At 43.3% G+C, this 25,152-nt stretch carries 27 protein-coding genes, 3 tRNA genes and 1 rRNA gene; 7 read left to right on the top strand and 24 right to left on the bottom strand.

All coding sequences use genetic code 11. The annotated features are described in order from the left end of the window. Positions 1-93: 93 nt before the first annotated feature. The 8 genes from H0266_RS13145 to H0266_RS13110 form a co-directional block, all read right to left on the bottom strand. Positions 94-1,242 carry an MFS transporter gene (locus tag H0266_RS13145; protein ID WP_181472899.1) on the bottom strand — a complete coding sequence of 383 codons (1,149 nt, stop codon included), beginning with the start codon at positions 1,240-1,242 and terminating at the stop codon, positions 94-96. Positions 1,243-1,638: 396 nt separating this feature from the next. After that, positions 1,639-2,292: a DNA-3-methyladenine glycosylase family protein gene (locus H0266_RS13140; RefSeq protein ID WP_181472898.1), complete on the bottom strand. Its 654-nt coding sequence runs from the start codon at positions 2,290-2,292 to the stop codon at positions 1,639-1,641. 195 nt (positions 2,293-2,487) lie between these two features. Beyond that, complete coding sequence (locus tag H0266_RS13135) at positions 2,488-3,741, bottom strand: glycosyltransferase (RefSeq protein ID WP_181472897.1); 1,254 nt, start codon at positions 3,739-3,741, stop codon at positions 2,488-2,490. A gap of 70 nt (positions 3,742-3,811) precedes the next feature. Next, positions 3,812-4,240, bottom strand: a complete 429-nt coding sequence (locus H0266_RS13130) for a MarR family winged helix-turn-helix transcriptional regulator (protein WP_181472896.1) — start codon at positions 4,238-4,240, stop codon at positions 3,812-3,814. Positions 4,241-4,791: 551 nt separating this feature from the next. Further along, a complete protein-coding gene (locus H0266_RS13125) occupies positions 4,792-5,238 on the bottom strand; it encodes a threonine/serine exporter family protein (RefSeq protein ID WP_181473579.1) in 447 nt (148 codons plus the stop codon). An 18-nt stretch (positions 5,239-5,256) separates the two neighbouring features. Then, positions 5,257-6,000 carry a threonine/serine exporter family protein gene (locus H0266_RS13120; protein ID WP_181472895.1) on the bottom strand — a complete coding sequence of 248 codons (744 nt, stop codon included), beginning with the start codon at positions 5,998-6,000 and terminating at the stop codon, positions 5,257-5,259. An 87-nt stretch (positions 6,001-6,087) separates the two neighbouring features. Next, positions 6,088-6,228: a hypothetical protein gene (locus tag H0266_RS13115; protein WP_181472894.1), complete on the bottom strand. Its 141-nt coding sequence runs from the start codon at positions 6,226-6,228 to the stop codon at positions 6,088-6,090. An 881-nt stretch (positions 6,229-7,109) separates the two neighbouring features. Then, the gene (locus tag H0266_RS13110) at positions 7,110-7,490 is read right to left on the bottom strand and encodes a DCC1-like thiol-disulfide oxidoreductase family protein (RefSeq protein ID WP_181472893.1); all 381 of its coding nucleotides are present in this window, start codon (positions 7,488-7,490) and stop codon (positions 7,110-7,112) included. 218 nt (positions 7,491-7,708) lie between these two features. On the opposite strand from H0266_RS13110, the gene H0266_RS13105 reads away from it, so the two are divergent. The 3 genes from H0266_RS13105 to H0266_RS13095 are packed head-to-tail and all read left to right on the top strand — an operon-like array spanning position 7,709 to position 9,743. After that, complete coding sequence (locus tag H0266_RS13105; RefSeq protein WP_181472892.1) at positions 7,709-8,248, top strand: SdpA family antimicrobial peptide system protein; 540 nt, start codon at positions 7,709-7,711, stop codon at positions 8,246-8,248. Further along, positions 8,245-9,168 (top strand): sporulation-delaying protein SdpB family protein, encoded by a 924-nt coding sequence (locus H0266_RS13100; protein ID WP_181472891.1) that lies wholly within the window; start codon positions 8,245-8,247, stop codon positions 9,166-9,168. Before H0266_RS13105 ends, H0266_RS13100 begins: the two co-directional genes overlap by 4 nt. 2 nt (positions 9,169-9,170) lie before the next feature. Then, a complete protein-coding gene (locus H0266_RS13095; protein ID WP_181472890.1) occupies positions 9,171-9,743 on the top strand; it encodes a sporulation delaying protein family toxin in 573 nt (190 codons plus the stop codon). Between the two features lie 86 nt (positions 9,744-9,829). Here H0266_RS13095 and H0266_RS13090 read toward each other — a convergent pair whose 3' ends face one another. From H0266_RS13090 to groES, 4 genes are all read right to left on the bottom strand, one after another. Then, the gene (locus H0266_RS13090; RefSeq protein ID WP_181472889.1) at positions 9,830-10,459 is read right to left on the bottom strand and encodes an SdpI family protein; all 630 of its coding nucleotides are present in this window, start codon (positions 10,457-10,459) and stop codon (positions 9,830-9,832) included. A gap of 14 nt (positions 10,460-10,473) precedes the next feature. After that, entirely contained in the window at positions 10,474-10,731 is a 258-nt protein-coding gene (locus H0266_RS13085) for an autorepressor SdpR family transcription factor (RefSeq protein ID WP_181472888.1), read from the bottom strand. A 433-nt stretch (positions 10,732-11,164) separates the two neighbouring features. Continuing rightward, positions 11,165-12,799, bottom strand: coding sequence for a chaperonin GroEL (gene groL, locus H0266_RS13080; RefSeq protein WP_181472887.1), 1,635 nt, complete (start codon positions 12,797-12,799; stop codon positions 11,165-11,167). A gap of 56 nt (positions 12,800-12,855) precedes the next feature. Beyond that, a complete protein-coding gene (gene groES / locus H0266_RS13075) occupies positions 12,856-13,140 on the bottom strand; it encodes a co-chaperone GroES (protein WP_181472886.1) in 285 nt (94 codons plus the stop codon). Positions 13,141-13,412: 272 nt separating this feature from the next. Here groES and H0266_RS13070 point away from each other — a divergent pair, with 272 nt between their 5' ends. Then, the gene (locus H0266_RS13070; RefSeq protein ID WP_181472885.1) at positions 13,413-14,123 is read left to right on the top strand and encodes a CPBP family intramembrane glutamic endopeptidase; all 711 of its coding nucleotides are present in this window, start codon (positions 13,413-13,415) and stop codon (positions 14,121-14,123) included. A 1-nt stretch (position 14,124) separates the two neighbouring features. After that, a complete protein-coding gene (locus tag H0266_RS13065) occupies positions 14,125-14,328 on the top strand; it encodes a YdiK family protein (RefSeq protein ID WP_181472884.1) in 204 nt (67 codons plus the stop codon). Between the two features lie 26 nt (positions 14,329-14,354). Here the strand turns inward: H0266_RS13065 and H0266_RS13060 are convergent, their stop codons facing one another. Beyond that, the gene (locus H0266_RS13060; RefSeq protein ID WP_425484309.1) at positions 14,355-15,872 is read right to left on the bottom strand and encodes an MDR family MFS transporter; all 1,518 of its coding nucleotides are present in this window, start codon (positions 15,870-15,872) and stop codon (positions 14,355-14,357) included. Positions 15,873-15,994: 122 nt separating this feature from the next. Between H0266_RS13060 and H0266_RS13055 the strand changes: the two genes are divergently transcribed. Beyond that, positions 15,995-16,813: an SDR family oxidoreductase gene (locus tag H0266_RS13055; protein ID WP_181472882.1), complete on the top strand. Its 819-nt coding sequence runs from the start codon at positions 15,995-15,997 to the stop codon at positions 16,811-16,813. Between the two features lie 297 nt (positions 16,814-17,110). Here H0266_RS13055 and H0266_RS13050 read toward each other — a convergent pair whose 3' ends face one another. After that, entirely contained in the window at positions 17,111-17,764 is a 654-nt protein-coding gene (locus H0266_RS13050; RefSeq protein WP_181472881.1) for a redox-sensing transcriptional repressor Rex, read from the bottom strand. 15 nt (positions 17,765-17,779) lie between these two features. After that, positions 17,780-18,259 carry a cyclic pyranopterin monophosphate synthase MoaC gene (gene moaC, locus H0266_RS13045; RefSeq protein WP_181472880.1) on the bottom strand — a complete coding sequence of 160 codons (480 nt, stop codon included), beginning with the start codon at positions 18,257-18,259 and terminating at the stop codon, positions 17,780-17,782. Between the two features lie 151 nt (positions 18,260-18,410). Here moaC and H0266_RS13040 point away from each other — a divergent pair, with 151 nt between their 5' ends. Then, complete coding sequence (locus H0266_RS13040) at positions 18,411-20,348, top strand: ABC-F family ATP-binding cassette domain-containing protein (RefSeq protein ID WP_181472879.1); 1,938 nt, start codon at positions 18,411-18,413, stop codon at positions 20,346-20,348. Positions 20,349-20,911: 563 nt separating this feature from the next. On the opposite strand, the gene tsaD is transcribed toward H0266_RS13040, so the two are convergent. The 9 genes from tsaD to rrf form a co-directional block, all read right to left on the bottom strand. Next, on the bottom strand, positions 20,912-21,943 hold the full coding sequence (tsaD, locus tag H0266_RS13035) for a tRNA (adenosine(37)-N6)-threonylcarbamoyltransferase complex transferase subunit TsaD (protein WP_181472878.1): 1,032 nt from the start codon (positions 21,941-21,943) through the stop codon (positions 20,912-20,914). Further along, on the bottom strand, positions 21,940-22,383 hold the full coding sequence (rimI, locus tag H0266_RS13030) for a ribosomal protein S18-alanine N-acetyltransferase (protein ID WP_181472877.1): 444 nt from the start codon (positions 22,381-22,383) through the stop codon (positions 21,940-21,942). Before rimI ends, tsaD begins: the two co-directional genes overlap by 4 nt. 1 nt (position 22,384) lies before the next feature. Continuing rightward, positions 22,385-23,071: a tRNA (adenosine(37)-N6)-threonylcarbamoyltransferase complex dimerization subunit type 1 TsaB gene (tsaB, locus tag H0266_RS13025; protein WP_181472876.1), complete on the bottom strand. Its 687-nt coding sequence runs from the start codon at positions 23,069-23,071 to the stop codon at positions 22,385-22,387. Further along, complete coding sequence (gene tsaE / locus H0266_RS13020; RefSeq protein WP_181472875.1) at positions 23,068-23,523, bottom strand: tRNA (adenosine(37)-N6)-threonylcarbamoyltransferase complex ATPase subunit type 1 TsaE; 456 nt, start codon at positions 23,521-23,523, stop codon at positions 23,068-23,070. Before tsaE ends, tsaB begins: the two co-directional genes overlap by 4 nt. Beyond that, positions 23,524-24,507 (bottom strand): thiamine-phosphate kinase, encoded by a 984-nt coding sequence (gene thiL / locus H0266_RS13015; RefSeq protein WP_181472874.1) that lies wholly within the window; start codon positions 24,505-24,507, stop codon positions 23,524-23,526. It abuts the gene before it with no gap. 153 nt (positions 24,508-24,660) lie between these two features. Next, a tRNA-Asp gene (locus H0266_RS13010) sits at positions 24,661-24,737 on the bottom strand. A gap of 5 nt (positions 24,738-24,742) precedes the next feature. Then, positions 24,743-24,819, bottom strand: a tRNA-Met gene (locus H0266_RS13005). A 92-nt stretch (positions 24,820-24,911) separates the two neighbouring features. Then, positions 24,912-24,988, bottom strand: a tRNA-Met gene (locus tag H0266_RS13000). Between the two features lie 39 nt (positions 24,989-25,027). Further along, positions 25,028-25,141, bottom strand: a 5S ribosomal RNA gene (gene rrf, locus H0266_RS12995). Between the last annotated feature and the right edge of the window lie 11 nt (positions 25,142-25,152).

Raw genomic sequence — 25,152 nt, 5'->3', positions numbered from 1 at the left:
ATTAGGTTCATAAGCCGCATGTGCTTCTATTAAAATAATTATAGCCTGTCCCTAATTTAGAGACAGGCTTACTACTCCTTTTCAAATGGCTTCTTAAAACTCTTCCATTACTACAGGCAACGAAAGCACTTTTAATAAGCCGACAATTCCTAGTAATAAAAAGATCATACTATAAGCAGAATACGCCAAAATCCACCCAAACACTGCCGGCCCGAGAATAGCGCCGATATTCAACACGATGATACAGATGCCGAAGCCTTGGGCTGGGAATTTCGGAAAGACTTTCGAACTCCAGATCGGCAGGTATGCGGCGTATAGCATGAAGGAAATACCAAACGTCAACCCCGAGAAACAGACAAGCAACCACCCTTGAGACAAGAACAAGACAGACATACTCAAGGAATAAAGTATAATCGTGAGAGTGAACGTGAACCGCATCCCCCACCTACTGATCAACTCTCCACCTAATAATCCTGCGAGCCCTCCTATTCCTGTTATTAAGAAGAAGATCGCATTGGAATTAGCCATCGAAAAATTCTTCTGCACAAAGTCCGCAGAATAGGTCCAATACGTCGATTCGGTGAATCCGAATAAAAATGCCGAAGCATAAAATGGCTTTTTATCACTGGTCAGTAAAGGCTTCAAGTCAGCAAATCTGATTCTCTTAGCACTCGGCGTCTCACTTTTATAAGGTATTGTTTTATACGCCCACCAATAAATGAGGTATCCAGCAACCGCTCCACCGCCCCAGATCAATCGCCAATTTCCGTCCAGGAATAAGTAGATCAGGCAAATGATAATCAACCCTACCGTAGATCCAGTGCTGATGATAGCAAGTGACCTCTTCTGAATATTCATAGGGCAATGCTCATTAACACATTGGGAAAATGAAGACCATGTCAAACCAGGGCTGAACCCAGCAAGTAAACAAGCGGCAGCAAAGATCACCCAATTATCCGTAAGAGATGCAATCAATAATCCCGTCGAAGCGGTCATAATCCCTGCCATAATGACATGCCGTGCCCCAAACTTGACCACAAAGAGCACAACAATCAACGCCCCCGCCAAAAAGGTCACGAATGTGAGACTAGAGATCACCCCTAACAAAGAGGTGGAAAGACCAAACTCTTCCTTGAATTCACTGAACAGCAAACCATAGCCGTACCGAAACCAACCAAAAATAATCGTCAACGCCAGCAAACCCACGAGGGATACTGTTGGTATTTGCGCTTTTTTTGTCATAAAATCCTCCCACCACCAAAGTTATTATTGTGGAAAAATTTTACCTTTTTTCCTTAAGATCTAAACCTGAAACATTTTGTATAGAACTTATTCGTTCAAAGGTCTCAGACTCGCCACTCGTTTTTCCGCTTTACATGGCTGAAGTAAGGCAAAAAGTCTTAGGTAGTTAAAAAGGGGCTGATACTACTTCGCTATAACTAAGTTAAAACTATAACTATCCTTATAAAGGGAGATTGATATGCTGAAGTAGTTCGTCATGTTGAGTCAGGTGATGCCCATCTCATGGTCGTGGTACCACAAGTTGGCGCTGGCTGGTGATTAAAAGCGTGCCTGACCCCAGTTCGCTAAAGTGTTACTGAAATAGGGGTCAGGCACGCACCACATATAGGATTCAGACTATGTCATATCAATGTTTTCAAACTCTATTACTAAGTCTCTATTCACTGCTTCCCACAAATATAAGGATGCAATCGTATAGTGAGGGGTCCATAAATCTGCTTTTGACTTCAATAGTTCCTTTCCTTCTTCTCCTCCATATAACCACTTAGCTGCCCGCTGTAACCCAACATCATCTAAAGATAATACATTCGTTCTTCCTAAAGAAAAGATTAAAAACATCTCAGCGCTCCATTTTCCAATTCCTTTGACATTGGTTAACATAGCTACAACCTCTTTATTATGAAGTTGATTCATCTCTTCAAAATTCAGATCACCTTTTAACACTTTATCCACTAAATCACGAATATAAGAGATTTTTCTGTAAGACACTCCCGCATTACGTAAGGATTCGTCTGAAGAAATAGATAGGGCATAAGGTGTTACGTTTCCGCACATAAGCTCTTCCACTCGATTATTTATGGTACCTGCCGCTTTAACAGAAAGTTGTTGGTCAATAATAGTTTTAACTAAAGATCTAAATGGATCTGACGATAGGGTTATAGTCAAATCTCCTATAATTGCAATCAGTTTCCCTAACTGTGTATCGTTTTTTATCAATTGATATATGGCTTGATCATTCTCAACATTCAATATAATCGTTTCATTATACATACTCTATTTCCTCCAAGATAAAGAATTGTAGAACTGAAAAGCTATTGAATCGTCAATTGACACTTTTTAAGTTCTTTCACTTGGAGTCTCTTCGGCAAACATACGAATTACTTTTTATTTATGATAAACCGCGGGGACGGTTCTATTGATTATTATTCACAAGAAATTTGAATCTTTTATCCGAATTGACTCCTCCTAACTTTGAAGAAACGAATCAATATATCGTGCAGCGTCTCCAGCCCCATTCTCCAATTGAATATCCTTACCTAATGTGTAAGCATTCGATTTAATTCCTTCACGTTGCATGCCACGTAAACCTTCAGTCATATTGTCTACTGTCAGTTTTTTTCTTGGCACTGGGGATGGACCCACACCCAACTCTTCTGTTCTTTTCCCCCATGCGTACTGATCATTTCCATGAGGGATGACAAAACTTGGTACACCTGCGCGGAAAGCAGCAGCTGTTGTGCCTGCACCACCGTGGTGGACCACCCCTGCTAGTTTAGGAAAAAGCCAGGAGTGAGGGACACTTTCTATAAAATACATATCCTCCGTCCCTTCAATGCCTTCCGTAGAGTTCCAGCCTGTTGCTAATATACCTCTTTGACCTGCTTTCCTCAGAGCATCTATAACTAGTTCCGTAGTTTCTAGAGCTTGGTCATCATAAATACTTCCGAAGCCGACGTAAACCGGTGGCCGCCCCTCCGAAAGAAAGTTTTGAAGATCTTCAGGGGGATTCCAAGAACTTAGGTCTTCATCCAGGAACCAATATCCAAACCATCGGGTATTTTTTTTAGGCTCTTGAAACACATGGTGACTGACAGAAGCTATTGCTAGATAATCTTCTGTTTGTTCGTTGCTGAAAGGATTTTGGAATGATTCAGGCAAAGTATCAAAATGCTTTTTCCAATACTGCCGAATCGATGGTTTTACCGTCATCCAGAATCCCTTTTCAAAGAGTTTGTGAGTAAATAAATTAAATTTTTTCCCAAACTTCATTTGATAAAATATCAAAGCAGGGTACTCTTCTGTGGGTCCCATCGGGAAAGGAGATGCCAAGATAGTAGGAACACCTTTAAGCTCTCCTACAAACTTTCCAATAGCAGCACCTGGATGATAAATTATGGCTTCAGCATCATCACAAGCTTCATACAAGTCTTCTTGCATTCTCATTTGCTTATCTTTGATAAGAGGCTTTATTTTACGGAAGCTAGTAAAAAACTGGATTGGATTATTCGACTTAATAGAACGTTTAGCCATTTCTTTAGATATTTCTGAAATGTCTCCTTTTATGGGATGAAATTTCAGATCATGCCTTTCAACTAATTGCTGATAGTTTTCAAACCCAGCGAGTTTGACTTCGTGTCCTAATTGTTTCAGCTCTTTGCCTAAAGCGATAAATGGTTGGGTATCGCCTCTTGTGCCGGTCGTTAATATAGAAATTTTCATTTTTTTCCTCCCGTAATTTAGTTTGTCTAACTAATCATATGGTGGGAGATGATAACATTACTCACCTCTTTTATCTTTTATAAAATCCCTTAACTAATTTATTGAGTGTAGATGAAAACTGATCTTCCTCTTCTTTTGTTAAGGATTGGCTAATGAAAGAAACGTATTCTTCTAACGCCTGTTGTTCTAGTTGAATAAACTTCTCGCTAGTTTGTGTTAATGAAACATGGTAAATACGCTTATCTACATTAGATTGATTTTTTTCTGCGTAACCAAGATTGACCAGTTTATTTACACCCGCCGTAGCTGAGGCTTTAGTTATATTTAATTCAGATGCAATTTCACTTAATGTAGGATTCCCTAATTTCCCTATCACTTCGATATATTGAATTTGGTTTACGCTTAAATTTTTCACACCTGCTGTTTCCATAGCATCTTCTACTAGCCTTTTAAAGGAGGTATCCAAAGTGGTGATAAATTCCCTCAGTACTTTTTCCATCTATAATCACCTCTGTTCGCAAATTAATTAGTTTGTCTAACTAACATAAATACTCTTATCAAGAATGTCAAGATTTTTAAAAGGGTAGTTCCTATTCTTCTCTAAGCGTCCCTGCCTATACTACATGACATTCCTTACATTTTACCGCAATCCATGTAGACAGGTTAGTAAAGAAACACGGGAATATGAAGACTGTCAATGGCGTTGAATTCGAGATGAAGGTTGGGGAAGTAGGTATTTGGTTTTCTAGGACCGAACGGGACTGGTAAGACAACTACGATTGAAATTCAACTGCAGTCCACTTCGCTGTTTGAGTTGCTGAGGGTTAAAGGGATTATGTAAATGTACGCAAGCTTTTATCCAAGCCATGTCTCGAATCCAGAATTAATCGATAACATGCTTTTAACGGAAAGGTAAAAGGATTATCGGGAGGACAAAAGCAACGCCTTAAATGAAAGTGCCTGACCCCCACCGCTTTACCACTGTAAAAGATTGGGGGGGGCAGGCACCGACATATAAAGACAAACAAAAACGCAAGTGAGAGTCACCCATTACCTCACTTGCGCTTTTGTCTGTTTCACCTTTTTTATAATCTGGTTAAGCACTTCCGAGAACACGAGCCCAAATGCAATAGCACCAGATATCGTAAAAGCTTTCGCTGCAATAGAGGTAGCGGCGCTGTAGTCATTTTGTACAAAGTTCCGCATCGCGTCATAAGCGAGACTTCCTGGTACGAGAGGGATAATCCCTGGTACGCTAAATATAATCATAGGCGTTTTGAATCTCCTTGCCAGCGTCTGGCTGACCAGGGCAATAACAAAGGAGGCGATGAGTGTAGCCGGGACACTGTCGACCTCTTTCCATACTAAGAATGCGTAAATCATCCAACCAACCATGCCGACGAGACCACATTTGACGAGCGTATTTCTTGGCGCCTGATAGATGATTCCAAAGGCAGCTGATGCAAAAAAGCTTGCTATGGCATATTCAATCCACATAGTCATTCCCCACGATCTCTAAAATAGTGCAAACATAACAGCAATACCTGCCCCAATTGCAAAAGCCGTTAGAAAAGCCTCCGCCCCCTTGGCGAGTCCTGAGATAAGATGACCTGCCATCAAATCTCTTACAGCGTTGGTGATGAGCAGACCAGGGACCAACGGCATGATAGAACCGACAACGATCTTATCAACTTCCTTCCCAATACCGAATGAAAAAAGGGAGAAGGCTGTAAAACCGATCAACAACGAAGCAACGAATTCAGCAACGAATTTAATTTCAAATAATCGAATGAAGTTAATCAATGCAATAAAACCCAGTCCTCCTGCTAAGCAGGCTGGCAGGAAATCGTACCAGCTTCCCTGAAACATGATAGTAAAGAAACCACTCGCTAACGTGGCAGAGATGATTTGCATGAGCACGGAATAGTCTGTAGGACTGGTTTCAATCTTTCTGAGCTCTTTATACGCTACATGAGTAGACATTTCCCCACTTGCAATCTTTCTGGAGACATCATTCGCAAGGTTCACTTTCTCGAGATTTGTCTCTCGTGCCGAAACCCTTACTAATTTTGCATGGGCACCAGGGCTAATCGTAAACATAATCCCAGTAGGTGTTACATAACTTTGGGATTCATCCCGTCCGAAAGATTGGGCAATCCGCGTCATCGTATCTTCCACACGATAGGTTTCCGCTCCATTTTGTTGCATGATCTTCCCCATTAATAAACATAACTCAATCAAGTCCTCTGTACGCTCCACTCGGTCACCTCAATTCGTATTACAGTATGTTTAGTGTATCTAATCATATACTAAGAGCTTAATACCCTTTTTAAAATTCCCACAATCTCAAAACTTCTCCACTTTCTCTTGCACGACTGGCCGGATCTTAGCACCATATTTGTTCTTAAAGGCTTCCCAATGTTGATGTCCATCAAAGAAAATTCGTCGTAAAATATTCGTCTCCACACAAGTACAATACCACATCATCAAGGCTGTAGTATTGTCAAAAGTTATACATTCTTTACTTTGAACAAAAACTAACAAAAAAACTATCAGGAAAAGAGTGTAATTAAATTGTCACAAAGTTTAAACGTACGGTATTTTCCTAGTTTTCCATGATTATCTTTGATGTTTCCTATTAGATCAGTTAATGAGTATACCCAAACAAAAAAGGCTCCTCAAAAGTTTGTTCAACTAATGAGGAGCCTTTATCTGTAACAAGATGTTAGCATTTTGTTAGCAAAATCATTCAAAACCCTTATATACCAAGGGTTTGAGCGGTCATTACATCATGCCGCCCGTAAGGTGAGAGGGTGTAATATCTAACACGTTGTGTGCGTATAGTGCGTTAAATCAGTGTTTTCTCCAAAGGTTGTTGTAATATCTTTCACTTCATATGACCTCTTTTATTTTATTGTGTTAGCAATATGTTAGCATTTACGGACAGATTCTTGAACAATAACCTCTCATCTTTTCGTGCATTACATGGTGCCTGATCCCAATCATATTACTTTATGTATTTAGCAAGCGAAAAATGGCTCTCCCTCAGTTTTGGTGAAAACTCACGGCCTAGTCTTATGGAAGTAATAAGCAAAGGTATAAACTGTCATTTCTGCCTGAAATACTTTCTCCGGTTTGGTGTAGTCATTCATGCTTTCTTTTGTATAAAACTTGGCTTGAGTTAGTTCATGTAACAGAGTCTTTGTATCTTGCTGCACATTACGACAACTTAACAGTTCCCAATAAAAAAGATGCATATGTAAGTAATTGAGTTTCTGGTGTCACAGATGCAACTCATATGATGCATCTAAGATATTGTTTGGCCAATTTCAGCAACAATTTTCACCAAAAAGAAGGAAGCCTGTTTCTTATATTTTACATTTACCTTCACTACATTTAGATTTTCCATTTACTTTTCTATTAGATGCAACATACTGATAAACTTTTTGCGCTGCGCCCACTCTTTGCGAAATACCTAACAAAGGGGCGAGTACATTTAATAAAGGGACCCTTTGGGTCATTTGAATAAACGTATCTACCCCTCGAAAGTAAACAGAACTACCTTCCTCTCTCGAATGCATTTCTTTTTCCAATTCCCTCATTGGTACTGAGACAGAATTTCTCACTCTTTCTTCACGAAAGCTTATAAAGGTAATTTTCCTTCTTACATCAATCCTTACCCACTTTTCCTTTACGGAAATACACAATGGACAGTTCGAATCATAATAAACTATCAGATTTCTACTCACGTTAACCACCTTTTCATTTATATTTTTTTGCAGCTTTTGTGGTTATTAAATAAGAAAATGGACTCATTTTACATTTTATTACATTTATAGGTTTATTACCCATTACTTTTACCTTATAATTGGTAACTGTAGTGATTATTATACAGATTTTTCTAAAAATGCACAATATTAGACAGGACTATTATCTACCTAATATATTCACAGGAGGTTACATACATATGCAAAAGTACAATTTAGTATTTATTTCGATGTGCATATTTTGGTTCATGTTCTTTTTTATCTCTATTGTTTCTTCAATGTCGTACACTCCATTTCAATTAAGTGATTCAGTAAGAAGTAAAGTAAGCGCACATGCATTGCAAGGTTGGGGTTTTTTTAGTAAAAGTCCCCGTGATGAGCTTTATGATGTACATATACTAAATGAAGGTAATGACCAAAAAGTTAATTGGCCCAACAACATACCTAGTAATTTCTTTGGACTAAGCAGAGAAGGAAGAGCACAAGGAATTGAATCTGGAACATTATATAGCCAAATTTCAAGTTTAGAAACTAATGAATGCGAAGGGAACATTGAAGAATGTTTAAGAGAAGCTAAAGTTGCCAAAGAAGTTGTAAATAATGATAACGATCCTACTTTATGTGGGACAGTAGGGTTTTCTTTTCAAAAACCAATCCCTTGGGCTTGGAGTGATTACTATTCTAAAGAGGATATAGAATCTAAGGTTATTAAAGTTGAAGTGGAGTGTAAAACAGGATGAACGAGAAACTCATAAGAATTTTTGAAAAAATAAATCCTTGGACTAATGTTTACGGACTAGCGAGAACTTTATTAGCTACCTCTACTTTATTAACACTAATTATGAATGACATTTCAACATTATTTAAACCTACCAGCGATTTTGCCGATTACCCTAGTTGCGGTGTCGATTACTCTCTTTTCTGTATTTTTGACTTAGGAGATACAGGACTAGGTATATTAAAGTGGCTTTGCATTATTCTTTTATTATTAACTGCAAGTGGATGGCGTCCAAGAATAACTGGTATTATCCACGCATGGATCACGTTTAGCTTTTACCATTCAGCTGTAACTGTAGATGGGGGAGAACAAGTTACCACTGTATTCACTTTAATCTTGATACCGCTTACTCTTACTGACAATAGGAAATGGCATTGGCAAGACCCTCCTAAAGATAAAACCAACTTAAGTAAAGCAGTAGGAATAAGCACATACTTCGCTTTTAGAATTCAAGTAGCAATCCTATATTTTCACTCAGTAGTAGCTAAAATATCCCAAGAAGAATGGATAGATGGAACCGCTGTTTGGTATTACATGCAATCCCCGATGCTTGGGATTCATCCGAAAATTTTTGAAATAATAGAACCAATATTAGGTTCTCCATTAGTTGTAATACCAACTTGGGGGACACTCATTGTCCAAACTATTTTATTTGCTTCCTTATTTATGGATAAGAAACATTGGAGAAAAGTACTAATCTTAGCAATTTTAATGCACGAACTATTTGCAATTATTCTAGGTCTAGTAACCTTCTCCATTGCTGTTATTGGAGTATTACTTCTTTATTTATGGCCACTAGATGATACATTCAAATTTAAGGGGGTGAAAAATTTATCTAGTGGCTTGAATAAAATAAATATATTAAAAACTAGGAGGACTTAATTTTGAAAAAGAAAAGTTTGTTTTCAGTATTAGTTTCTATAGCAGTTCTTGTATCAACAATCACAATTAGCTTTAACACGGTATTTGCTGCAGATGGCACCGCATCTTACACTGGTAAAGAAATATTTAAAGGTGTGATTGCTGGGCAAGGACCAGCTGCGAAAGAATTTAGCAATCTATGGAGTGGCGAGGATTTAGAAAGAGCTAACGAGAAGGAAAATGTAAAACTGGTTAATGAAGTAGTTGATAAAATGGAGGAAAATAACCCAGCTTATTTTAAAAAACTTGAAAAGTCTTTACATAGTAAAGATCTTAAAAAAGTAGAGAAACTTTTAACTAAAGGTTCAGAGGATTTCCTTAGTACTATGAATACTGATTACGCAGCTGAAGTTAAAAAGGGTGTTGTCGATACGAACTGCTTAGTACTTGCGCTTACTATGGCTGTTGTTGTAACTCATGGTGCAGCTGTAACTTTCTACCTTGAAGTAGTGGCTGCCGGTCCTGGTCTAGACTCTGCTGAATCGGATACTTCAAGAGAAAGTCTTGTCGTAGACATGGTGGAAGCAGCAAATTAATTCTTAAAAATCTTCATTAGTAATGCTAAAACCCTAGCCTATTTTGGCTAGGGTTTTCCATGAATAAAACAATTTAGAGGTCCATATTAAGCCTTTGAATTACTGAGCTTTTTGTAAATTCCAAAGGAAACTATTACTGAAATCACTAAAGCACCCACCAATAATATTAAAATTACACTTGTCGTAAATTCTGGATAGACAAAGGACAACCCGATAATTAATAGACCTACAATAAATAATAGTTTCCCGGAAAACCTATTGGACTTTCTCCAAACCTTCTCATCTTTTAATGTCCATGGAGTTCTTAAGCCATATACTGCGTTTGGCTTAGTTTTTTGCATAGGATTTGCCACTGCTACTGTTATGATTCCCACTATTATCCCCACATAAAAATTGTTGTCTAAATTCACGTCTAATCCGAAAGATAAAATCATAAGGTGAACGAAGAATAGAATAACTAAACTAAGATTATGAGTCTTATTAATAGTTTTTTTGTTATCCTTACCTCCCTGGTATTTATTAGTAAGCCATATACTCAAAGAGGATACAAGCATTAAGATTGGGAGTATTAAAATTGCTAGGCCTTTTGAAACGAACAAATCTGCCTCTCCTGAACTCCAATGAATTGGAACTTCTTGGTGCATACTAGGATATGCCATAACTCCTATCAAAATTGCAACTAGAATTACTGTTACTGGTACAAAAATTTTTTTCATAATGCATCCACTCCTTAGACTTTTTTAAAGTTTAGAACCCAATTAACAATGTCTTGAAAAACTGTGGTGTTTAAAGAGTAATAAATCCTTTGGCCATTTCTTTCACTTATAATTAAATCTGCATTTTTAAGCAGACTTAAATGGTGTGAAATGCTGGGTTTACTTATGTTGAAATTTTCACTTATCTCTCCTGCTGTTAAGTTATCTTTCTGTAACATGATCAAAATCTCTCTTCTTGTGGGATCTGCTAATGCTTTAAATACGCTGTTCATATTTAATCTCCTTCTCCGGATTAGACATTTAGCCAAATATCTAATTACAATATATACCATATAATAGTATGTGTCAACACATGTTTTTTTGTTTGGTGCCTATATTTTTACACCATTGGGACCAACCAGGCTGCTCAACAACCAGCATCATCGTAGTTGTACTCTGTTGACTCAGAAATGATTGAGTGGTCAATTCTAACTACCTTCTATTCTATGTAATGGTATGCAGAAGTTAAATGTATGCTTATTTTCTAATATTCCATTATTTTCCTTGATGACTTTCCTGTTGGATAAATTAATGATTATAACCGAACAAAAAAAGGCTTCTCAAAAGTTTGTTCAACTAATGAGAAGCCTTTATTCGTATCACAATGTTAGCATTTTGTTAGCAAAATCATTCAAAACCCTTACATACCAAGGGTTTGAGCGGTCATCACATCATGCCGCCCATTCCGCCCATGCCACCCATGTCTGGCATGCCGCCACCGCCGTTGTCTTCTTCAGGAAGATCAGCGACGACTGCTTCCGTAGTTAAGAACATAGCTGCTACAGAAGCTGCGTTTTGTAGTGCGGAACGTGTAACTTTTGTTGGGTCGACGATACCTTGCTCGACCATGTTGACCCATTCGCCTGTTGCGGCGTTGAATCCGACGCCGACTTCTTCGCCTTTAAGGCGCTCGACGATGATGGATCCTTCAAGGCCTGCGTTGTGAACGATTTGACGGACTGGCTCTTCTAGGGCACGAAGAACGATGCTTGCGCCTGTTTCTTCGTCGTCTACTAGTCCAAGTCCTTTAACAGAGTTGATGATGTTGACAAGTGCTGTACCACCACCAGCGACGATGCCTTCTTCTACAGCTGCTCGCGTAGAGTTCAGGGCGTCTTCGATGCGTAGTTTACGCTCTTTCAATTCTGTTTCTGTTGCTGCGCCGACTTTGATGACAGCGACACCGCCAGAAAGTTTTGCAAGGCGCTCTTGTAGTTTTTCTTTGTCGAATTCAGAAGTGGATTCTTCTGCTTGGGCACGGATTTGAGCGACGCGGGATGCGATTTGCTCTGGGTTTCCGTTTCCTTCGACGATTGTCGTGTTTTCTTTCGTGATGACAGCTTTAGACGCGCGGCCCAGCTGTTCAAGTGTTGTATTCTTCAATTCAAGGCCTAGGTCTTCTGTGATGACCTGTCCACCAGTTAGTGTCGCAATGTCTTCAAGCATCGCTTTACGACGGTCACCGAATCCTGGAGCTTTCACCGCTACAGCATTGAATGTACCGCGTAGTTTGTTGACTACAAGTGTCGCAAGTGCTTCGCCTTCTACATCTTCAGAGATCAATAGAAGTGGGCGGGACTGTTGAACGACTTGTTCAAGGACAGGAAGAACTTCTTGGATGTTGTTGATCTTCTTGTCTGTGATCAAGATGTACGGATCTTCAAGGACCGCTTCCATCTTGTCTTGGTCTGTGACCATATATGGAGAGGCATAGCCGCGGTCGAATTGCATACCTTCTACCACTTCTAGCTCTGTGTTGAATCCTTTAGATTCTTCGATTGTGATGACACCGTCGTTTCCAACGCGCTCCATTGCTTCTGCAATCAGCTGTCCTACTTCATTGTCAGCAGCAGAGATCGATGCAACTTGTGCGATTGAATCGCGGCCTTCGATCGGCTTCGAAATTTTGCGAAGCTCTTCTGTTGCGACAGCTGTCGCTTTCTCGATTCCGCGACGGATGCCGACTGGGTTCGCACCAGATGTTACGTTTTTCAGACCTTCACGGATCATCGCTTGTGCTAGAACCGTTGCTGTTGTTGTACCGTCACCGGCAACATCGTTTGTTTTAGAAGCAACTTCTGAAACGAGTTGTGCACCCATGTTTTCGAAGTGGTCTTGTAGTTCGATTTCTTTCGCGATTGTTACACCGTCATTCGTGATTAACGGAGAACCGAATTTTTTATCTAGAACGACGTTACGTCCTTTTGGTCCCAGGGTTACTTTTACAGCATCTGCTAATGTATCTACACCACGCAGCATTGAGCGGCGTGCGTCTTCACTAAATTTGATTTCTTTAGCCATTTTAAAAATGCCCTCCTTATTAAATCGTATCTCTTATAAGTAAACGTTGTCCGATTTTACTGAACAACAGCAAGTACGTCAGATTCGCGTAGAATCAAATAGTCACTGCCTTCATACTTTACTTCAGTACCTGCGAATTTCGAGTAGATCACGCGGTCGCCTTGTGCGACTTCTAACGCAACTTTCTCCCCGTTATCCGTAATGCGGCCGGTACCGACGGCAACGACTTTCCCTTCTTGCGGCTTTTCCTTCGCAGAGTCTGGAAGTACGATTCCGCTCGCGGTAGTCTGTTCTTCTTCAACAAGTTCAATTACAATACGATCACCAAGTGGCTTTAACAATTAGGACACCCTCCTTGATAAGGTTCTTCAAATTTTTGTCGATTATTAGCACTCGACATGTGAGAGTGCTAACACAATTCTTATCATAATGAATTCGTTACCAATTTTCAAGTCAAAACTACACAATTTTTTGAGATATTTTTCGACAGGAATAGAGTGTCAGCCCTTATGCTTCATGACGGGGAGAAAACTGTGATAAAATACAGGAAGTATGTATTTGGAACATGGATATTTCTGCTCCTTGTTCTTGATGACAAAAGGAGTCGTGACAGATGCCAAAACGTTATTGGTACATTATTATCACTTATATTGCCGCCCAGCTTTCAGGAATCATCGGCTATCCACTGCTTTTCGCTGTTGGGTTATCAGAATCCGATGCCATCGCGCTTTGGTCGACGATCAGCTTCACGATTGCGACGATCCTCATTTTGTACTTCTTACGCACTGAAATGAAGTCACCGGAGCACCGCGAAGAACGCGCAAGCATCGGGGGCATCGTCGGCTGGTCGATTGCAGGTGTGTTTCTTGCGCTTGTTGCCCAAGGTTTAGCTGCATATATCGAAACGACCTTTCTCGGAATTCCGATGGGTTCAGAAAATACGATGAACATTATGGAGATTGCTAGAGAATCACCGCTATTCATTCTACTCCCCGTCGTATTCGCTCCGATCACGGAAGAAATCATTTTCCGTAAAATCATTTTCGGCAGCATTTACAAACGGACGAACTTCATCGTGGCCGTGCTGATTTCCGCACTTGCTTTCGGAGCGTTCCACTTTGATTTTCTGCACATGTTAGTCTATTTCTCCATGGGCATTGTATTCGCCTTCCTGTACGTCAAAACTCGTTCCATTATTACACCAATCGTGGCGCATATGGCGATGAATACGTTCGTTGTCGTGACCCAGTTGAGTGTCGATGAAGAACAGATCCGCCGCATGCAGGAACAACTCGAGACGATATTCATTGGAGGCTTTTTGTAATATGAGAACTTCACCTTTATTCATGGCGTTCCTCTACTTCGGCATGGGCCTTGCGTTCACGTATATCGCCGCCCAGGCTGCTACAGAAACGATTTGGAACGCGACGACGATCTTGCTATCCATTGTCGCCACCTTCAACATCGTCGTGGCTGTACGATTGGTCAAATTCCACATCAAGCTGAAAAACTCGAAAAAAGATAAGTAACGTATGCAGACGAAAAGCGCAGGGGATCATTCCTCTGCGCTTTTTTCATCTTCTTCATCATCTTGTACTCCTTTTAAAATAAACGAGAGCGGCAGTGCAATGAGCAGGACGACGGCTGATACTAGAAACGCTTCATTGATTGTCTGAAGCTTCGCCGCTTCTGTACTGATATCCGATCCCATCGCCACCTGTGCGCGTCTTACTTCATAATAAATGGAGAAAAAGACGATACCGAGGGATGAGGAGATCTGGCGAATGATATTGTTCATCGCAGATCCTTGGGCAACGAGTTTATCATCAATCGCGTTCATTCCGGATGTCGTTGCCGGGATATTGCTCATTCCCATGCCCATTCCTCGAATCGTATTTAACACCATAATGAGCCAGTACGGCGTCGATAGCTTGATGAACCCTAAACCGATAGTCGCGGAAGCCATAATCGCAAGACCGGGCGGGACGACGAACTTCGGTCCTTTTTTATCGAGGATTCGTCCACCGATCGACATGAAAATGCCGCTGGCAGCAGCTGCAGGTAAGAACAAGAGTCCCGTCAAGACTTCGTTCAAGCCATACACTTCCTGAATCAATAACGGCAATAAGAAGATACCGGAAAACAGTCCAATCGATGCGGATGAGGTGACGACGATCGAAACCGAATACGTCGGAACTTTGAAAACCGTTAAATTAAGTAAAGGATCTTCTTGCCTCAACTCGTACAGAACGAAAATCACAACAGCAATCAACCCACCGACAACAAGCGTGAGGTTGAGCGGGTCAAACAGCTTCTCTAATGTACGACCACGTCCGAGCGCATAAAGAACCGAGCCGATACCTGCCGTGATAATCAGGAATCCGACTAAGTCGAATTTTTTCGCCGGGTTCGTTTCCGTCTTCTCCAAGAATTTACTCGATAAAAGCAGACCCGTCAGGCCGAACGGAATGTTCAAGGCAAACAGCCACGGCCAGTCTACATACTGAATCAATAGACCACCGATCGTCGGGCCGATGGCTGGTGCGACCATAGCGGCGATGCCGTAAACACCGACCGCAAGTCCCCGTTCATGTTTCGGGAATGAGTTGAAAATCAGGGCCATGGCAATTGGAAGCATCAGTCCCCCAGCGACTCCTTGAATCGCACGCGAGATGATGACCATCGACAAATTTTGCGAAAAGAAGCCACAGATAGAACCGATGATAAAAATCGACAGACCTGTGATATAGACCTTTTTCTTACCGAATCGATCGCCGAAATAACCGGTGAGGGGCATCGTCATTCCCATCGCGACCATAAAGATGGTGATGATCCAACCGACAGCAACGGCGTTGGCGTCGAAGATTTGGATGAAGCGCGGGAGAATCGGGTTCAACATACTATTATTTAAGATGACGGTAAACGTCCCGAATAGGACGGATACGACGACGAGCCATTTTTTCGGGATTTTCTGTAACAATCCGACGCCTCCTCTCATGGATAGACTACCTTTTACTATACCACCGACGCTGTTCCTTAACCGTGATGGAGCCGATTTCGTCGATTCTTTCACGAAAACTGTTGAGAGAACTCTTGGTAACGTTTCCTATGCTCATATGTAAACGCTCCCCTTTTTTCCATAGGTTTACAATCCGATTCAACGTGGGTAGAAACCTGACATAGGAGGCGATTCATTTGAGATTAGAAAATAAAATAGCAGTTGTGACCGGTTCTGCGACAGGCATTGGAGCTGCAACGGTTCACCTTTTCGCAAAAGAAGGGGCGATGGTCGTCTGTGCGGATGTCGACATAGACGAAGTGCAGAATACGGCGAATGAAATAAAAGAGAATGGTGGAAAAGCCGAGGCATATGAACTGGACGTGTCAGATGCCGATCAGGTCGAGGCTTTTGCCCAGTATGTGAAGGATACTTACGGAACGGTAGACGTGTTATTCAATAATGCCGGTGTCGATCAGGAAGGCGGAAAAGTGCACGAATATCCGATTGATCTGTTCGACAAAATCTTGTCCGTCGACTTACGCGGAACATTCTTAGTGAGCAAATTTCTCCTTCCATTAATGATGGACCATGGTGGATCGATCATTAACACGACTTCGATGTCAGGTCGTGCAGCGGACTTGGACCGCTCCGGGTATAACGCAGCGAAAGGCGGGGTCATCAACTTCACCAAAGCGCTCGCCATCGACTACGGCCGCTACGGCATCCGGGCAAACTCGATTGCACCAGGAACGATTGAAACACCGCTCGTCGATAAACTGGCAGGCTCTAAACAAGAAGACTCTGGTCAGGACTTCCGCGAAGCTCAGAAATGGGTGACGCCACTCGGTCGCTTAGGTGCTCCGGAAGAAATGGCTACCGTCGCCCTGTTCCTTGCGTCAGATGAGAGTTCATTCGTGACAGGCGAAGATATTCTGGCTGATGGTGGTCTGCAGGCGTACACGTGGCCTGGGAAGATGTTGATTGATAAGAGTTGGAAAAAGGACGTAGAGTAAGGATCGGAACAGAATGCCCGGGAGGCATTCTGTTTTTTTCTGCTTGGATGAGCTACCGAAAGTGCGCTGATCAGGGGTATTAAAGCACTTTTGCAACATCCATCCGCCGAAAACCGTCTTAATCAACGGCATCAAGACGGTTTCGAGAGGATGACGATCACAAAAGCGTCTTAACCTGCTTCCTTATGACCGTTTCTAGAGATGATGCCGACTGAAACCGTCTTAAGCCGCCCCACCCCTCCCCCCCCTTCCAGACCAAACAAAAAACAGCACACAAATTTGTGTGCTGTTCTAAACTCACTCTTCTTCCACCGCTTCCTCAAGCGGATAATGCTTCAAGAAATACACGAGCGCCTGCAGCTCAATGGCGAGATCAATATGATGAACACGCACATGAGACGGCACGGTGATACGCGCTGGTGTGAAATTCAAGATGGCGGTCACGCCCGCTTCAACGAGGCGCTCGGCCATGCCTTGCGCTGCTGCGGATGGGACGGTGAGAATCGCGACCGATACCCTGCCGATCTTATCCTCGAGATCATCGACATGCTCGACCTTCACCCCGCCGACTTCTGTGCCGACGCGGCTGTGATCGGCATCAAAGGCAATCTGGATTCTTGTATTGTTATTTTTCGTGAAATTGTAATTTAAAAAGGCTGTTCCCAAGTTTCCGACACCGATCAAGGCGACTTCTGTCGTCTCATCCTGATCGAGCGTTTTTCGGAAGAAGGATAGCAAGTACTCGACATTATAGCCATACCCTTTTTTTCCGAGGGCTCCGAAATAGGAAAAGTCGCGCCGGATCGTGGCAGAATCGACTTTGACCGCTTCGCTCAATTCTTTCGATGAGACCCGCAGTTTCCCTTGGCTATGTAGATTGTTCAAAAACCGGTAATAGAGTGGTAATCGCTTCGCTGTCGCTTGCGGTATTTTGGTTTGTTCTACATCCATGCCTGTTCCCTCCTTTTAACGATGATAGTCTCCGCTTTTCCCACCTGTTTTCTCTACTAAGTGGGTCGGGCCGATGACCATCCCTTTATCTAATGCTTTGCACATGTCATAGACGGTAAGCGCCGTTGCCGATGCAGCGGTGAGCGCTTCCATTTCGACACCTGTGCTTCCTTTTGTTTTGACGAACACTTCGATGTGAAGAACCTGTGTCTCCCCGTCCACTTCCCAGTCAAACGATATATCGACACCGGACAAAGAAAGCGGGTGACACATCGGAATCCAGTCCGACGTCTTCTTCGCCGCCATGATTCCGGCGACTTGGGCGACCGATAGCACGTCCCCTTTCGCCATCTCCTGGTTCGTCACTTTATGATAAATCTCTTGGTTAACTTCTACACTTGTTTTGGCAATGGCCGTCCGCACGCTTGGTTCTTTACCTGAAATATCGACCATCCGCGCACGTCCCTGCTCATTGATATGAGTCAAATCCGACATCACAACGACTCCCTCTATTCGCTGATTGAGACATTACCCTTATTCTATCAAAAAAATGCACATAAGTCGTTAAATGTTTCACATAGTGAGACCATAGCCTTGCTTGTCGATTCCTATATAAGATACACTTATTTTATTGAGGTGAAACGACATGATTCTCATGCAATTGAATCAGCTCGAGAAACGATTCGGAGCTGAGTTGATTTTATCGAATATTAAATTAGAAGTACAAACGAATGACCGGATTGCCATCGTCGGACGTAACGGCGCTGGGAAATCAACATTATTGAAAATGATGGCCGGTGAAATGAGCTATGATTCGGGCGAGATTTTCAGTCCGAAAGAAACGACCATCGGATATCTAGCCCAGAACACGGGTCTTCAGTCTGATGAGTCGATTTGGAATGAGATGGAGAAAGTGTTCGCTCATCTGAAGGACTTGGAAAAAGAGTTACGTTCCATGGAAGCCGATATGGCGAACCCAGAGTTGATCGCGGATCAGAAACGCTACCAGCAACTGCTGGCAGATTACGATCGTAAGCAGGAAGCGTTCAAAATGGCCGGTGGCTATCAATATGAAGCCGACATCAAATCGGTTCTGAACGGCTTGAACTTCCACGACTTCGACTGGAGCACTTCGATCACAACCCTTAGTGGCGGCCAGAAAACACGTCTTGCACTAGGTAAATTGTTGCTGACGAAACCAGATGTTCTCATTTTGGACGAGCCGACCAACCACCTGGATATCGACACCCTCGCCTGGTTGGAAAACTACTTGCAAGGCTATGATGGCGCCGTCGTCATCGTCTCCCACGACCGTTATTTCTTAGACAAAATCGTCAATACCGTCTATGAAGTCGCGTTCCAATCTTCCAAACGGTTTACAGGGAACTATAGTGACTACTTGAAGCGCAAAGAAGCAGATTATGATATCGAGATGAAGCACTTCGAGAAGCAGCAGAAAGAAATCGAGAAGATGGAAGACTTCATCGCGAAAAACATTGTCCGTGCGACAACCAGTAAACGGGCGCAAAGCCGACGGAAGCAATTAGAGAAATTGGACCGATTGGAAAAGCCGAAAGATGACAACCAATCCGCGAAATTCAGCTTCCAAGTGGCGAAGAAAAGCGGAAACGACGTTCTTCGTCTTAACGACTACGCGTTCCGCTACCATGATTCAAAGTCCTACCTTTTCGATAACCTCCGCTTAGACTTGAACCGCGGCGATTCCGTCGCGCTAGTCGGACCGAACGGTGTCGGCAAAACGACGTTACTGAAGACGATCATGGGGCAGCTTGAAGCCTCTAAGGGTACGAAAATGGTCGGAACGAATGTCGAGATCGGCTATTATGACCAGGAACAGACGAACTTGAATCCGAAGAAAACCGTTCTCCAGGAGCTGTGGGATGACTATCCGATGAAGAACGAAAAGGATATCCGCACCGTACTCGGAAACTTCTTATTTTCAGGCGAAGATGTCCTGAAGCCCGTCTCAGCTTTGAGTGGTGGCGAAAAAGCACGTCTATCCCTCGCGAAGCTGATGATGCAGCAAGCGAACTTCCTCGTACTCGATGAGCCGACCAACCACTTGGACTTGGATAGTAAAGAAGTATTAGAGGCCGCACTCGTCGATTACCCAGGCACCATCCTGTTCGTCTCGCACGACCGTTACTTCATCAACAAAATCGCAACCCAAGTCGTCGAAATGCTGCCCGAGCAAACGCGCGTCTTCCTTGGGGACTACGATTATTATGCAGAAAAGAAGCAAGAAGAATACGAACTGCAGCAAATCGAAGAGGCTGAACGAATCGCCAATGAACCAGAATCAGCTGAAGCGAAAGCGAAGAACAGCTTCCAACAAGATAAAGAAGCGAAACGTGAAGAACGTAAGCGGAATCGACGGATTTCAGAGATTGAAGAACGAATCGAAGAACTCGAAGCGAAGCTTGAAGAAAATGACGATCTGTTATGTGACCCTGAAGTATATCAGGACCATGAAAGGTCACTCGAGCTCACAGAGAGTAATGAAAAAATGAATCAAGAGTTGGAGGCGCTGATGGAAGAGTGGGAAAGCCTTCATGAAGAATAGACACCTCGTCATGAGGTGTCTTTTTTCTAGTTCTCTACCGTTTCTATGATGACCTAGTAGCAAAACCGTTGAGATGGGAGCCCTCAACACGGTTTTCCCAACTAAAGAAGAGCGCATGTGCTTTGATAGGAGCGATCTCGGCACATTCAGGCCAACCTGATAAATGAAAGTGCGTTGATCAGGCGAATATCAACGGTTTTCAAGAGACACCTTACGAAAATGTGCTGAGATCCACCCCCGCCTAAATAAGTTGTGCATAACAATGTATGAATCGCCATTCAGTACCCACACCTTTTCCACATGACAAACACCGATTTTACGGTTTTCAACAGGTTTATTCACATTATCCACATTTACTAACAGACTTATCCACAATTTTGGTAGCGATTTCTTCACTTTTATAGAAAGACCCTGCACAAGTTATCCACTGCATGTTTATACATTTGTGAATAACTAATATTACCATCATTTCTGTATTCCCTCTAAAAACAGGAAAAACTCAGAGCCAAGTGCTCTGAGTATCCCTCTATAATAATGTGGATAACCCGTTTATCCACAACTCTTTATTTCTTACGCTCCCCGTACATTTCCAAATCGAGACCTGGATTCGCATTCAAATCCCATCCAGCGCGGTGTCCTTGGTTGAAGGCGACCGCTCCAGCTGCTGCAATCATCGCTGCATTATCTGTACACAAGTGGATAGGTGGAATCAGCAATTCTGTATCCACAGCCGCAAATTTTTCTTCTAACGCCTGCCGCAGTCCAGAGTTCGCTGCAACACCACCGGCTACAATCATCTGTTTCACGCCATACTCTTCCGCTGCTCTCACCGCTTTCGTCGACAGCACGTCCACGACACTCGCCTGAAAACTGGCCGCGACATCTTCATCCTTCAGTTCCTGACCTTTTTGCTTGGCATTATGAAGCGTGTTGATAACAGACGACTTCAAGCCACTGAAGCTGAAATCATACGAATCTTTCTCAAGCCATGATCGCGGAAAATCGATTGATTCCTCTCCCTCACCGGCTAAACGATCAATATGAGGACCGCCTGGATAAGGAAGCTTCAACGTCCGTGCCACTTTATCGTATGCTTCACCAGCCGCATCATCACGCGTTTCCCCGATGATTTCAAACGAACCGTGCTCACGCATCAAGACAAGCTCCGTATGGCCACCAGAAACGACAAGCGCAAGCAGCGGGAACTCGAACTCTTTTTCTAATCGATTCGCATAGATATGCCCGGCAATATGATGAACGCCGACGAGTGGCTTCTGTTTCGCAAACGCCAGAGACTTCGCCGCATTTACGCCAACGAGCAGCGCCCCGACTAACCCAGGCCCTTCCGTGACGGCAATAGCGTCGATTTCATCAAGCCCAAGTCCGGACTCCTCTAACGCTTCTTCCAATGTAATCGTCATTTGTTCGATATGATGCCTGGAGGCAATCTCCGGCACCACGCCACCGAACCGCTTATGACTTTCAATTTGAGATGCGACGACATTCGTCACGAGTTCCCGTTCATTCTTCACAATCGCGACCGCCGTTTCATCACAGCTCGTTTCGATCGCTAATATATATTGATCTTTACTCATTTTAATCCCACCCACATCACTAATGCATCTTCACCATTATCCGTGTAATAGCGTTTCCGAATGCCACCAGGCACGAGACCGAACTTCCGGTACATATGCTGAGCCGGCGTGTTCGACACCCTGACCTCAAGCGACAGCTGAACCGCCCCTTGCTCAATCGCTTCATCACAAGCATAACGGAACAACTGCTCCCCATACGTCTTCCCGCGGTAATCCGGATGAATCGCAATGTTCGTCACATGGGCTTCATCAATGATCAGCCAAATCCCACAATAACCGAACACATGCCCATCCTCTTCAATCACCGAGTAGAACGAATACGGATTCTCCTCTACCTCTTTTACAAACGTCTCCTCATCCCAAGGCACAGCAAACGAAGCACGCTCTACCTCCATCACAGGCTCCACGTCCTCTTTCGTCATCGAACGAATCGTAATCATCCTACTGCCCCTTCTGCTGCTCCAACCACTTGGCCTCCGCCTCAGGGATGCGCAAATAGTTCGGAACAAGCTCATGAACAGGACCAGGCTCCTTCACTTCTCCGGAAAAAGCGATAAGAGATGGTCTGGAATAGTGGTATGGATACGCTGGAATGACAGCCCGCTCGCCAAGGACATCCCGAATCAAGTCTTCATGAACAGCAAGGTCTTGGCTGACGAACAAAATGCGCTCATCAAGCTGCTTCAATTCATGCAGCCACTCTTCCATCAGCACATTCTTCTCCTTCTTCATCACGTCCATATCCTGACCGTATAACCCCGTATAAACGAGGCCGCGGCGTGCATCAAAGAAAGGACAAATGTACCCATCGAAAAAGGCCCCTTGTCTCGCAACAGCTTCCAGACTCGATATCCCTACTACCGGAATATCTAGCGCCCAAGCCATCGTTTTTGCCGTCGTCAAACCGATCCGAACTCCTGTATAAGACCCTGGTCCATGGGCGACAGCAATCCGGTCCAATTCCTCTGGAGAAGTGTTCGTTTCTTCCATCAGTGCATCGATCGCCGGCATGAGACGGATGGAATGGTTTTTCTTTAAGTGGGTGACATACTCCCCTGCCACAACACCGTCTTTTACAACGGCGACGCCCATCACGTAATTGGATGTATCAATCGCTAATATATTCATGACGTTATCTCCTTACAAAGCTTATCAAAATGATCAGAACCTGCTTCCAGTACAATCGTCCGATGCGTCTCATCCTCGTACGCGATACGAATCGCCAAACGTTCTTCAGGGAGAAATTCTTCTATGAAGTGCGCCCATTCTACGACACAAACGCCTTCACCTTCAAAATACTCATCAAATCCTAAGTCTTCATCACTATCTTCAAGACGATACACGTCCATATGATAGAAAGGCACGCGCCCTTGGTATTCTTTGATGATTGTGAATGTAGGACTGTTGATGGTGCGTTTGACGCCAAGGCCTAAACCGAGCCCTTTCGTAAACGTCGTTTTTCCAGCTCCTAAATCACCTTCAAGCGTGCAAACATCCCCGGACTGCAGTAACTTACCTAAACGCTCAGCGAATTGCATCGTCTCTTCAGGTGATGTGCTCGTCCATTGGTAGGTTGCCATTCATTCTCCCTCCTTTTTCAAATGCGTATATCCAGATTTTCTTAATATCGTCCTTCCTTCTTCTGTTTCTATATATACACGTGGTGTTTCATCGTTCATCTTTTTGACTTCCCCTATAACGGTTACCGCTACCCCAGTAGCGGAAGCGGCTTCTTCTACAAGTGACCATTCTGCCTTCGAAACCGTTCCGAGCAATTCAAAATCCTCCCCACCAGAGAGGCTCCACTCTTGGACTACTTGAGGAAAAACGGCCTGAATGGCTTCAGATGTTGGCACAAAATTTGCTTGAATGACCAAATCCACCTGCGAGCTTTCCGCAATTTCATTCGTTTCATTCGCAATCCCATCACTCACATCATTCAGCGCAACCCGTTTACAGTTCTTCAAGGCTTGAGCGAATGCGACACGAGGTGACGGGCGTTGATGTCGTCCGATTAAGTAGTCAATCTCATTTGTTCGGTTCATACTCTTTTGCATGCAGGCTAATCCTGCTCTCGAGTCACCTAACGTCCCGGTTACAAAAACGACGTCTCCTTCTTCAGCATCCGATCGATAGCGGGCCTTGTCTTTATCCACATAGCCGAAAACGGTGATCGATACACTCAGCTCACTCCCGCTCACTGTATCTCCACCAATCAAGTCCATCCCGTGCTCATCTGCTAATTCGCTCATCCCCTCATACAACTGATGCAATTCTGCTTCAGACCAGGACTCGGATACGACAAGAGACACCAAGTAAAAAGCCGGAGTACTCCCCATTGCAGCTAGATCACTGATATTAGCCGCGAGCGCTCGATATCCCACATCAGATGGGGTCATCGTCTGTCTTGAAAAATGAACACCCTCGACCATCGTATCAACTGCTGTAACCACATCTTCTCCTATCGGACGGAAAACAGCCGCATCATCATCTATGCCTTTGATAAGGCTCTGTTGCTTATAGTCTTTCGGACGAATCGATCGAATAAAAGAAAACTCATCCATAGAAACGCTCCTTCATCGAATTCAATATTCCTATTATACCAATAGAACACACGTGAAAACAAAAAGGAGGAAATCTGGACTCGATCCTTCTTAAAAAAATCCATAACAAAAGCCTTAGGAAAGCATCCTAAGGCTGTAAATTTAAAATTAAAGTGGCGGTCCGGACGGGACTCGAACCCGCGACCTCCTGCGTGACAGGCAGGCATTCTAACCAACTGAACTACCGGACCAACTTTGGTTGCGGGGACAGGATTTGAACCTGTGACCTCCGGGTTATGAGCCCGACGAGCTGCCAGACTGCTCTACCCCGCGATAATGTGAGATGATGATCTCATTATAAAGTTAATGAAACGTAATTTAGCGCCACTTTCGTGAGTGCTTAAATATGTAAAGATAAAATAATTTGGTTGCGGGGACAGGATTTGAACCTGTGACCTCCGGGTTATGAGCCCGACGAGCTACCAGACTGCTCTACCCCGCGATAATGTGAGTTATAAAACTCATTATAAAATTTATAATGACGTGGCGGCGTCCTACTCTCACGGGGGTAAACCCGACTACCATCGGCGCTGAAGAGCTTAACTGCTGTGTTCGGCATGGGAACAGGTGTGACCTCTTCGCCTTCACCACCACATCATATAAGGT

This window comes from Halobacillus locisalis (assembly GCF_013694105.1).
Lineage (GTDB): Bacteria > Bacillota > Bacilli > Bacillales > Halobacillaceae > Halobacillus > Halobacillus locisalis.
This window is presented reverse-complemented; position numbering and strand designations above follow the sequence as displayed.